The sequence below is a fragment of the Pseudoxanthomonas sp. GW835-FHT14C01 genome (assembly GCF_058793715.1).
Map to the genome: position 1 here is coordinate 898,617 of NZ_JBXAGB010000001.1, position 10,112 is coordinate 908,728.

A 10,112-nucleotide genomic window follows, 5' to 3' on the forward strand; every position below is an offset into this window, starting at 1 on the left:
CCATCGGCGCGGTCAAGGCGACGCGAAGGCGGGTCAGGGCGTCAGCAGGGCGCGATAGCCCGGGTTTTCCGGTTGCCAGCCAGCGGGCGGTTCGACGGCGATGCCGTTGGCCTGCAGCTGCAGGTGCATGGCGGCCAGCTCGCCGTCGCGCAGGAACACATCGACATGATCGTCCGGCAGGCGCCGCGCATCCGCGGGCCGCTGGTACAGCTGCATGACGTTTTCGTACACCCAGGCGAACCGGCGCAGGCGCTCGCGCGCAAGCGCGCGCTCAGCATCGGTATCGGCCCATCGCACCAACTGCGGCAGCGCGATGGCGGGACCGATGAGGATGGACGTGTCGGCGGCCATCAGCGTGTAGATGCGCTTGCAGACGGATCGCTCATCGGCCGGCAGTTCACCGATCTGCGGACGGCATCGCTGCGTGACGGGCGTCAGGGACGGCATGGCGATGGCCGCGGCGAAGGCCATCACTGCGATGTCCGCCACGTCCTTCGGCGTAGCGGCCCGCCCGAGTCCAACGTCCTCGCCCATGGCGGCCGCCAGCGCGGGATCGAGCGGTGGCGCCGGCACCTGCCGCAGCGTCGTGGCCATCCGCAGACCGATGTCGTTGAAGCGCGCGCGGTAACGGGTCGCGTGGGCGGCGGCCTGCCAGTAGCGCTCGGCGGCGGCCGCGTCATCGCGTTGGATGGCGTCGTGGTACGCGGTGAGCAGGACTTCGGCATTGTCCGGATCGGCGGCCATCAGGCGCTGCAACAGCCGGGCCCGGTCGCAGCGGGCGCCGACCCTCGGACACGTGTCCAGCAACATCCCGTCCACGACGGGATCGTCGCCCGTGGAAGCGGCGTAGGCCTCTTCAACCCATCTGCGCGTCTGGGCACCCGGCCCGCCCTCCTCCAGCGGCCACAGCAAGCCCGCCGTCAAGCGATCACGCGGCGTGCCATGCGCGGCGACCGTCCGCAGGTACGCCTCGATGTTTGCCCGCCATGCGTCATGCCAGGCCCGACTGGCCGCGGCCAGCCGTGGATCGGATTCGACCCGACCGACCACCTCCGGTGGCGGTGCTTCGCGCGCAAAGGACGGCAAGACCGTGAGCGCGGACGCCATCACCCACAGGCCCACCTGCATCGCCTTGCGCATCGCCCACTCCTGTCGGGAACCGCGGCCACGTTCGCACGAACGCCGCACCGCACGCCAGCAGGCTATGCGGCCAGCCGAGTCACCACCCACGCCCACATCGGCAGCGTGACCAGCGACAGCAGGATCCCGTAGCCGACCAGCGCGGCGGCCAGGCGCGGGGCGAGCTGGTGGGAGATCGCCAGTGCGGCGGCGGTGATCATGGTGGGCATCGCCGACTCCAGCACGTTGGCCTGCAGCATCTCACCGCGCATGCCGAACGCCAGCGACAGCGGTACCGCGAGCGCCGGCATCACCAGTAAACGCAGCAGCAGGCCGACGGCGAGCGGCTTCAACTCGTCGCGCGGCAGCTTCAGCTGCAGGGTCAGGCCGACCGCCAGCATCACCAGCGGCAGCATCGCGTCGGCCAGTTTCTGCAGCGCCGAACCGATCCACGCCGGCGGCTGTTCCGGCATCAGTGTCAGCCCGAACAGCAGCGCCCACACCGGCGGGAACTTCGCGATGCGCAGCGCGATCTCGCGCGCGGTAGGCGGCGCATCGCCCCCATAGCGAGCGAGCACGTACAGGCCGAACGTGGACAGCAGGATGAAGGTGCCGAACTGGTCGTAGACCACCGCGTACGGCAGCGCGTGCTCGCCCAGCAGCGCACGCACCATCGGGTAACCGATGAAGCTGCTGTTGCACAGCGCCACGCACAGCAGCAGCACCGCATGTTCGTCGCGGCGGAACTTCAGTGCGCGCGTCGCCAGGGCAACCAGCGCCACGGTGGCCACGGTCAACAGCCATGGCGTGACGACCACGCCCATCAACGACGTGTCCAGCCGCAGCCGCGGCACGTAGGTCAGCATCGCCGCAGGCAGGCAGACGTACAGCACGACGCGGTTGATGACGTCGCCGGCGTTGTCGGGGAATGCACGCAGGCGCGCGAACAGCATGCCGAGCGCCAGCATGGTCAGGATCAGGGCGAAGGCATCGAATGCCATGGTGCAACGGGATACGACGTGGGGAGGGCAGGATCGCATACCGCCGCGCGCGACGCTGTCGCACCTTGGTCGCACGGCGATCAACACCGTCATTCATTGCTCGTCGCCCCGGCGCAGGCCGGGACCCCGTGACTCGCCCGGCCGCCTCAGGTCGCCGGGTTCCGGCACGCACCGGAATGACGGGCGTCGCGCACGCAGGGCTTATCATGGCGACATGACGAACCCCGCCTTCCCCACCGCCTCCGGCCCGATCACCCTCGACGGTCCCGAGGGTCCGCTCGAAGCCCACGTCGACTGGCCGGAAGACGGCGAGCCCGTGGCGCCGGTCACCGCCGTGGTCTGCCATCCGCTGCCCACCGAGGGCGGCACTATGCACAACAAGGTGGTGGTGATGGCGGCGCGCAGCCTGCGCGAACTCGGCGCGGTCACGGTGCGCTTCAATTTCCGCGGCACCGGCGCCTCCGGCGGCCTGTTCGACCACGGCGATGGCGAAGTCGACGATCTGCGCGCGGTGGCCGGCTGGGTGCGTACGCAACGGCCCGGCACGCAGCTGTGGCTGGCCGGCTTCAGCTTCGGCGCCTATGTCTCGCTACGCGCTGCGGCAGCGTTGCAGCCCGACGCACTGGTGTCGATCGCGCCACCTGCGGGACGCTGGGACTTCAGTGCGATCGCGCCGCCGTCCTGCCCCTGGCTGGTGATCCAGGGCGAGGAAGACGAGATCGTCGAGCCGCAGGCGGTCTACGACTGGATCGATACGCTGAAGCAGCCGCCGGAGCTGATCCGCATGCCGGAAACCAGCCACTTCTTCCATCGCAAGCTGATGGACCTGCGCGGCGCCATCAAGCACGCGATGAAAGGCTACGTGCCGGCGTGATGGCGGACGACGCGCGCAACGCGGCGTCCTCGCCGTCGCAGGTCTACGCGCGCGGCGCAGCGCAGGGCCAATGGCAGGACGATCCGGCGCAGCATCCCGCGCTGGCCGAACTGGACCGCATCCATAACGCGCTGCTGGCGGAACCGGCATCGCCGGGCCTGTTCGGCCGCCTGTTCGGCAAGCCGCCGGAAACGGTGAAGGGCCTGTACTACTGGGGCGAGGTCGGGCGCGGCAAGACCTTCCTGGTGGACCTGTTCTACGACAACCTGCCGCTGCCCACGTATTCGGTGTCGCAGAACAAGGCGCACGGCGAGGGCGGCGGCAAGTACCGCACCCACTTCCATCGCTTCATGCGCGGCGTGCACGAGCGCCTGCGCGCGCATGCCGGCGAAAGCGATCCGCTGGCGAAGATCGTGCGCGAGGTGCGCGGCAAGCTGCGCGTCCTGGTGCTGGACGAGTTCTTCGTCACCGACATCGGCGACGCGATGCTGCTGGCGCGCCTGCTCGACCGCATGTTCGCCGAAGGGATCGCCCTGGTGACCACGTCGAACACCGCACCGGAAAACCTCTACAAGGATGGCCTGCAGCGCGCGGGCTTCCTGCCTGCCATCGACCTGCTTCAGCGGCATTGCGTGGTGCTGCGATCGGACGGGCAGGAGGATTACCGCCTGCGCGCATTGACGCGCTCGCCGGTGTACCGCACGCCGCTGGACGGCGAGTCCGACGCCTGGCTGGCAACGCGCTGGTGCGAACTAACCGGTGGCGAGGCCGCGCAGGCGGGCAACATCGAGATCGACAGCCGGAAGATCCCGGTGCGCGGTCGCGGCAAGAGCATCGCGTGGTTCGATTTCGCCGCGCTGTGCGAAGGTCCGCGCGGCACGACGGATTACATCGAAGTCGCGCACGAGTTCAACACGGTGCTGCTGGGCGGCATCCCCACCTTCGACCGCATGAACGAGGATGCGGCGCGCCGCTTCGTCAACCTGGTCGACGAGTTGTACGACCGCCACGTCAACCTGGTCTGCACTTCGGCCGCGGCCCCGACCGCGCTGTATACCGGCACGCGCTTGCAGGGTGCGTTCGAACGCACGGCCTCGCGCCTGATCGAGATGCAGAGCGCCGAGTACCTGGCGACGCCGCACAAGGCTTGAGCGCATGGACACGGTGCCACCCGCGATCGCCGACGCCCTGCAGCGGACGATCGCCGGTGGCGGCCGCCTCTGCGTGCTGACCGGCGCCGGCATGTCGGCCGAGAGCGGCATCCCCACCTTCCGTGGCACCCATGACAGCCTGTGGTCGCGCTTCGACCCGATGCGATTGGCGACAGCCGAGGCATGGCGCGAGGATCCCGCGCTCGTCTGGGGCTGGTATCGCTGGCGCATGCAGCGGGTCCGCGATGCACAGCCGAACGCCGGTCATCGCGCGCTGGCGGAGCTCGCGCGTCGCATGCCGGTGTCGCTGGTCACCCAGAACGTCGACGACCTGCACGAGCGGGCCGGCAGCGCGGTCGACGCGCATGTGCACGGCGGCCTGTTCGCGCTGCGCTGTTTCGCCTGCGGGCGTACGCAAGACGGTCCGCTCGACGATTACATGGACGGCGAGCAGCGGGTCGAACCGATGCGCTGCGAGTTCTGCGGCGATCGTATCCGCCCGGGCGTGGTGTGGTTCGGTGAACCGCTACCGGACGATGCGTGGGACGCCGCCACCGAGGCTGCGACGCGCTGCGCCCTGATGTTCGTGGTGGGCACGTCAGGGCTGGTGTATCCCGCCGCCGGCCTGCCTGCGCTGGCGCGACGCCATGGCGCGGTGATCGTCGAGATCAATCCGGAACCGACGGCGCTGTCTGCGGAGGCGGACCACGTCTGGCGGGCGACGGCGGCGCAGGCGCTTCCCCATTTGATCGCGCAGTTGCCCTCGTTTGACGGCGCCTGATCGCTGCGGTGATAGTCGCCAGCAGTGCGGAGGGGACGTCATGATCCGGTGGGCTGCAGCGATCCTGTTCGGAAGTTGGCTTTCATGCGTCCCGTTTGCGGCGTCTGCATGCTCTTACCCTGATCCTCCAACATTCCAGTCTGCACTCAAGCGTGCAACAGCGGTGTTTGTCTTCCGACTGGATGAAACGCGTTACCGCGAAGAACGGATCGGCCTGTCCACGCGCAGAGTCTGGTCCGAAGGAAAGATCACGCCCGTACAGAATCTCTTCGGAGATGCGTCTGGTTACAGGAACCTGACATTCCATAGCACGTGGTGCGGCGGACTTAACTTGGTCGTAGGGCACCATTACCTGATCGCAACCAGTGCAAGAGGCGAGACGATCTCACTGGCGGCAGCGGATGGCTCGCTGCTGTACCTCGACGGCTTCTACGATCCTGACAACCTGAAGAACAATTTGCGGCGCCCCGAGATCCTCCCGGTCATCCAGGCCATCTACGGCATCAGGCCTCTTCCTGATAGCTACCCTCCGGTGTGGATTGCTTCACGTACGGGAGGGATACCGCCGCCTCCACCGCCACCTCCGCACAGCGAATGACGAGGCATCAACGAAGTTCGTGGATGGCGTGACGCATACAAGCGAAAGCTTCACACGGGGCTTGCCAGACTCGGGCCACTGTCGCGGAGGAGACCGCCATGAAGCCGATCGCCCGTATCCCGCTCTACGCCGCCCTAGCCACTGTGCTGTTGGCCGGCTGCCAGCGCGCGCCGGAGGAGAAGGATGTGGAAGCCGCCACGCAGACCGCGGCCGGGATCGCCGATCCCGCACCGCCCGTGACCGGCCGCGAGGCGCCGCAGTTCCAGTTCTCCGATGACGAGATCGGCCTCGCATTGGCGCCGACACCGGGGTTCACGTTGCATCGCGAGCCCGCCGACGCGCCGTCCGAGGGCAGCTGGAATGGCTTGGCCGGTCCTGGTGTGCGCGGACAGCCATTGCTGAGACTGGTGCTGGAGGGCTCGGGCCCGGGAATGGCTGCCGAGCTGCACATCGGCACCAGCACCGACAGCCATGCCGTGGTGACGTGCCTGCAGCCACCCGAGGCTTCCATTGCCGGCCCCTCGGATGAGATCCGCATCGATGGGCAACCGTTCCGCCATTTCCGTGCCGTCGACGCGGGGACGGGCCATTACCCGCCGCGCACGATGGATGCCTACCGTTCTGTGCGAAACGAGCGCTGCATCGCGATTGACCTTGTGGTGTTTCCACCTCTTGCCAAAAACTCGGCAACCACGCCGCCGTTCGATGAGGCGACAGCGCGTGCGCGCTTGCAGGAAGCGCTGGCTGCGGTGCGGATCACGCGCTGACGGCGTTGCCCCCTCTCCTCCGACACGGGGTAGACCGCCGGGGCGAGGGGAAAGCACGACTTAGGGTTCTTGTGGGAGCGACGTGAGTCGCGATCGGCGACCGGTAAGGCTCCATCGCGACTCACGTCGCTCCCACGGAGAGGATTACTGCAACTGCCGCCGCACGAACGCATCCACCGCCTCGGTATACCTCGACGGCAAGCCGAGAGTGCGATTCACCTCGCCATGCGAGAGATCCTCCGGCAGCACGTCCATCGCCACGCCCAGCGTCTTCGCCTTGTCGACCATCGCCCGCCCCTGCGGGCAGGCGTCCTTGCGGCGCGAGGAGCAGACGAACAGCATCGGCACCGCGTCGCGGGTGAGCTGGTGGTAGGGCGAGGTGGCGATCCAGTCATCGCGGTCGTCGCCGAATGCGCGCTGGTAGATGCCGGGCAGCGGCGGGCGCTGCATCGTTTGCGGGACGTCGAGTGCACCACTGTCCAGCGACACCACGGCACGTGGCTTCGTTGCGCCGGCCTCGCGCCACAGCGTCGACGAGGCACCGACCAGCGCGATCAGGTGCGCCCCGGCGGAATGGCCGATCAACAGCACGCGCGAGGCGTCGCCGTTCCATTCCGATGCGCGCTTCTGCACGGCCGCCAGCGCGCGGGCGACATCGCGGGCCTGGTCGAGCGGCGCCGTGTCCGGCCGCATGCGGTAGTTGGTGGAAACCAGGATGTAACCGTTCGGCAGCCAGTAAGCGGCCTTGTTCTCGACCACGCCCGGATTGTCCTTGTTGCCGTTGGCCCAGCCACCGCCGTGGACGAACAGCAGGATCGGCGCGTTCTTCGGCTGTGCGGGCAGGTAGACGTCGAAACGCTGGCGCGGATCGTCGCCGTAGGCGATATCGCGCAGTGCGCGCGCGCCGGCCGGCAGGGCTGGCGCACGGGCGGCGGGCTGGCGCGAGGCGTCGCGCCTCTCCTGCAGGCGTTCGCGTAACGTCTGCGCCGCCAGCGGCGGCAGTGCCACGATCAGCACGCCGACCAGCAGGCCGGCACGGAACAGCGTCTTCATCGCATCACCTCGTGGAGGGAGATCGGGTTCAACCGGCGCGCAGCACGAGTTGCGCACGCAGGCCGTGGGGGGTGTTCGGCAGCAAGCGCAGCTCGCCGCCGTGCTGGCGGGCGACGCGGTCGACGATCGGCAGGCCCAACCCACTGCCGCCCTGCGCCTGGTCATGGACGAACGGCTGGCGTGCGCGCTCGGCGGCCGCCGCGGACAGGCCGGGGCCGCCATCGGCGACTTCGACCACCCACGCCGGACCTTCCGCCCACAACCGCAACGACAGCGGCAACGCGCCGTGCCGCTCGGCGTTGACCAGCAGGTTTTCGACCGCGCGCAGCAACGCCATCGGCTTGCCGGGCAGCAGCGCGTGCTCGGGCAGGTCGACATGCCAGCCCTTCGATGCGGCGGCGACCGCGTGCCGACAGATCGCAGCGAGATCGACCGACTCGCTGCCCTCGTCGCGACCGTCGCGGGCGAAGGCGATGAACTGGCCGAGGATCGCGTCCATCTCGGCGATGTCGCGGTGCATGCTGCGCGTCAGCTCGGGATCGGTGTCGGGCACCATCTCCAGCGCGAACTGCAGGCGCGTCAGCGGCGTGCGCAGGTCGTGCGAGATGCCGGCCAGCAGCAGCGCGCGCTCTTCCGCCGCCGCACGCACGTCGCGACTGGCATCGCCGAGCGCCTGCGCCAGTTCGACCACTTCGCGCGGACCGCGCGCAGGCACGGAAGCGGGCGCATCGCCGCGCACGATGGCCGGTGCGGCGGCGGCCAGCTGGCGCAGCGGCTGCACCAGCCGGCGGGCAAAGTACGCCGCGGCCAGCCACACCAGCGCCACGCAGCCGACCAGCATGAACACCGAGAAGCGGCGCATGCCGGTACCCGGACGGTCGTAGGCGAACGATACCCACAGCGGTTCGCGCGTGGCCGGTTTCAGCCAGATCACCCGCAGACCGCGACCCGCGTCGATGCGCAGCGCGCGACCATCGCCGAGCGTGTCGCCGGCCTGCTCGCGCAACTCGCGCAGCAGCGGCGCGAAGCGCGGGCGCGCATCGGCGGGCGGCGTGCTGCGCACCTCCAGGCCGGCATCGCGCAGCTGCGCCACGGTGCGCGCATGCGGCTGGTGGCGGTCGAGCGCTTCGACGACTTCGGCGAAGGCCTGCATCGCGCGCAGCAGCTGGTCGGCGGCGGGGCGCGTGGCCAGTTCGCGCCCCAGCAACAGGGCCAGGACGCCGGCGCCGATCAGCACCAGCGCGATCACCAGCGCCAGCTGGCCGAACAGGCTGCGGGATCGTGGCGACCTCATGCCGATGGCTCCGGCGGCACGAACACATAACCCACGCCCCAGACGGTCTGGATCAGCCGCGGCTGGCGCGGATCGTCTTCCAGCAGGCGGCGCAGGCGCGCGATGGTGACGTCCATGCTGCGCTCGAAGGCCTCGTGTTCGCGGCCGCGCGCCAGGCTCATCAGGCGGTCGCGACTGAGGGGCTGGCGCGGATGACGCAACAGCACCGAGAGCACGGCGAACTCGCCGCTGGTCAGGCGCAGCAGCGCGCCGTCGCGGGTCAGTTCGCGCCGGCCGAGGTCGAGCGTGAACGGGCCGAACACCACCTCGCCGCCCTCGGGCTGCGGTGCGCCCGGGGTGGGGCGCGTGCGCCGCAGCACCGAACGGATGCGCGCCAGCAGCTCGCGTGGATTGACCGGCTTGGGCACGTAGTCGTCGGCGCCGATCTCCAGGCCGACGATGCGGTCGATCTCGTCCCCTTTCGCGGTCAGCATGACGATGGGGGTGGCATCGCCCAGCCCGCGCAGGCGGCGGCAGATGTCCAGGCCGTTTTCCCCGGGCAGCATCAGGTCGAGCACGATCAGGTCGAAGTGGCCGCGGTCCAGCGCCTGCCGCAGCTGCGCGGCATCGCCTACGCCGCGCACGTCGAAGCCCTGCGACTGCAGGTAGCGCTGCAGCAGTTCGCGCAAGCGCACGTCGTCGTCCACCAGCAGTACGCGGGGCAGGGTCTCGTCCATGCGGCCACTATCGCGCGCCGCCGCAACGGCCGGCAAACCCTGCGGACGGCCCGTTTGTAAGCAGATGTTTCGCGCACGGCCGGCAGACACATCTGCTGCCAACCGCGACACACCTGTCGCGGTTGCCCGCCCTACCGTGGTCCTGCCGCCGCTTCCCCCTGTGCGGCCATCCCACATCCCGACGAGGCATCCGCCATGAGCAAGACCCCGTTCCTGATCGCCACCACCTTCGCCCTGTGCGCCACCACCTTGTTCGCCGACCATGCCGACGCCCGCGAGCGCAGCCGCGCCGTGCAGCGCACGGCGCAAGGCGGCAGCGTCGCCGTCGACCGAAGCAACGCGCGCTTCGAGAGCCAGCGCCAGCGCGACTGGCAGGCCGATGGCCAAGGCAACGCCTCCGGTTCGCGCAGCGGCAGCATGGCCGGCGCGAACGGCGGCACTGCCGGTTACCAGGGCAACGCCTACCGAAACGCCGACGGCAGCGCCGGCCGCCAGGGCAGCGCCTACGCCAACGGCCCGAACGGCAGCACCGCCAGCACCAGTGGCGGCATCAGCCGCGATGCGGACGGCCACGTGACCGTCGCACGCAGCACCAACGCCACCGGCGCGAACGGGAACAGCTACACCGGCAGTACCACGGTATCCGGCGGCACGGTGTCGCACACCGGTACCTGCACCAACGCCAGCGGCGAAACCATCGCTTGCCCGCGCGGCCACTGACGACCGCTCTCTTCCGCAGGCGCGGCGGCAGGCACCCC

11 protein-coding genes are annotated in these 10,112 nt (G+C 69.6%); 6 read left to right on the forward strand and 5 right to left on the reverse strand.

Translation table 11 applies throughout. The features are described from left to right. Positions 1-33 precede the first annotated feature (33 nt). The gene (locus tag AC1Q5B_RS03955) at positions 34-1,140 is read right to left on the reverse strand and encodes a hypothetical protein (protein ID WP_492630421.1); all 1,107 of its coding nucleotides are present in this window, start codon (positions 1,138-1,140) and stop codon (positions 34-36) included. A 62-nt stretch (positions 1,141-1,202) separates the two neighbouring features. Next, entirely contained in the window at positions 1,203-2,120 is a 918-nt protein-coding gene (locus AC1Q5B_RS03960; protein ID WP_492630422.1) for an AEC family transporter, read from the reverse strand. 214 nt (positions 2,121-2,334) lie between these two features. Between AC1Q5B_RS03960 and AC1Q5B_RS03965 the strand changes: the two genes are divergently transcribed. The 5 genes from AC1Q5B_RS03965 (at position 2,335) to AC1Q5B_RS03985 (ending at position 6,291) form a co-directional block, all read left to right on the forward strand. After that, the gene (locus AC1Q5B_RS03965) at positions 2,335-2,994 is read left to right on the forward strand and encodes an alpha/beta hydrolase (protein ID WP_492630423.1); all 660 of its coding nucleotides are present in this window, start codon (positions 2,335-2,337) and stop codon (positions 2,992-2,994) included. Continuing rightward, a complete protein-coding gene (zapE, locus tag AC1Q5B_RS03970; protein WP_492630424.1) occupies positions 2,994-4,145 on the forward strand; it encodes a cell division protein ZapE in 1,152 nt (383 codons plus the stop codon). Before AC1Q5B_RS03965 ends, zapE begins: the two co-directional genes overlap by 1 nt. Before the next feature lie 4 nt (positions 4,146-4,149). Beyond that, a complete protein-coding gene (locus AC1Q5B_RS03975) occupies positions 4,150-4,926 on the forward strand; it encodes an SIR2 family NAD-dependent protein deacylase (RefSeq protein WP_492630425.1) in 777 nt (258 codons plus the stop codon). Between the two features lie 40 nt (positions 4,927-4,966). Next, positions 4,967-5,524: a hypothetical protein gene (locus tag AC1Q5B_RS03980; protein ID WP_492630426.1), complete on the forward strand. Its 558-nt coding sequence runs from the start codon at positions 4,967-4,969 to the stop codon at positions 5,522-5,524. Positions 5,525-5,622: 98 nt separating this feature from the next. Next, the gene (locus AC1Q5B_RS03985) at positions 5,623-6,291 is read left to right on the forward strand and encodes a hypothetical protein (protein ID WP_492630427.1); all 669 of its coding nucleotides are present in this window, start codon (positions 5,623-5,625) and stop codon (positions 6,289-6,291) included. 144 nt (positions 6,292-6,435) lie between these two features. On the opposite strand, the gene AC1Q5B_RS03990 is transcribed toward AC1Q5B_RS03985, so the two are convergent. The 3 genes from AC1Q5B_RS03990 to ompR are packed head-to-tail and all read right to left on the reverse strand — an operon-like array spanning position 6,436 to position 9,354. Next, positions 6,436-7,344, reverse strand: a complete 909-nt coding sequence (locus tag AC1Q5B_RS03990) for an alpha/beta hydrolase (protein ID WP_492630428.1) — start codon at positions 7,342-7,344, stop codon at positions 6,436-6,438. Between the two features lie 28 nt (positions 7,345-7,372). Next, the gene (locus tag AC1Q5B_RS03995) at positions 7,373-8,638 is read right to left on the reverse strand and encodes an ATP-binding protein (RefSeq protein ID WP_492630429.1); all 1,266 of its coding nucleotides are present in this window, start codon (positions 8,636-8,638) and stop codon (positions 7,373-7,375) included. Then, on the reverse strand, positions 8,635-9,354 hold the full coding sequence (gene ompR, locus AC1Q5B_RS04000; protein ID WP_492630430.1) for an osmolarity response regulator transcription factor OmpR: 720 nt from the start codon (positions 9,352-9,354) through the stop codon (positions 8,635-8,637). The genes AC1Q5B_RS03995 and ompR overlap by 4 nt, the downstream gene beginning before the upstream one ends. Before the next feature lie 195 nt (positions 9,355-9,549). On the opposite strand from ompR, the gene AC1Q5B_RS04005 reads away from it, so the two are divergent. Continuing rightward, complete coding sequence (locus tag AC1Q5B_RS04005) at positions 9,550-10,074, forward strand: hypothetical protein (protein ID WP_492630431.1); 525 nt, start codon at positions 9,550-9,552, stop codon at positions 10,072-10,074. The last annotated feature ends 38 nt before the right edge of the window (positions 10,075-10,112 follow it).

What these genes read in the sequence shown, in the direction of transcription:
- AC1Q5B_RS04005 (WP_492630431.1), top strand. Translation starts at nt 9,550, where the DNA reads ATGAGCAAGACCCCGTTCCTGATCGCCACCACCTTCGCCCTGTGCGCC.
- AC1Q5B_RS03975 (WP_492630425.1), top strand. Translation starts at nt 4,150, where the DNA reads ATGGACACGGTGCCACCCGCGATCGCCGACGCCCTGCAGCGGACGATC.
- AC1Q5B_RS03960 (WP_492630422.1), bottom strand. Translation starts at nt 2,120, where the DNA reads ATGGCATTCGATGCCTTCGCCCTGATCCTGACCATGCTGGCGCTCGGC.
- zapE (WP_492630424.1), top strand. Translation starts at nt 2,994, where the DNA reads ATGGCGGACGACGCGCGCAACGCGGCGTCCTCGCCGTCGCAGGTCTAC.
- AC1Q5B_RS03965 (WP_492630423.1), top strand. Translation starts at nt 2,335, where the DNA reads ATGACGAACCCCGCCTTCCCCACCGCCTCCGGCCCGATCACCCTCGAC.
- AC1Q5B_RS03985 (WP_492630427.1), top strand. Translation starts at nt 5,623, where the DNA reads ATGAAGCCGATCGCCCGTATCCCGCTCTACGCCGCCCTAGCCACTGTG.
- AC1Q5B_RS03955 (WP_492630421.1), bottom strand. Translation starts at nt 1,140, where the DNA reads ATGCGCAAGGCGATGCAGGTGGGCCTGTGGGTGATGGCGTCCGCGCTC.
- AC1Q5B_RS03980 (WP_492630426.1), top strand. Translation starts at nt 4,967, where the DNA reads ATGATCCGGTGGGCTGCAGCGATCCTGTTCGGAAGTTGGCTTTCATGC.
- ompR (WP_492630430.1), bottom strand. Translation starts at nt 9,354, where the DNA reads ATGGACGAGACCCTGCCCCGCGTACTGCTGGTGGACGACGACGTGCGC.
- AC1Q5B_RS03995 (WP_492630429.1), bottom strand. Translation starts at nt 8,638, where the DNA reads ATGAGGTCGCCACGATCCCGCAGCCTGTTCGGCCAGCTGGCGCTGGTG.
- AC1Q5B_RS03990 (WP_492630428.1), bottom strand. Translation starts at nt 7,344, where the DNA reads ATGAAGACGCTGTTCCGTGCCGGCCTGCTGGTCGGCGTGCTGATCGTG.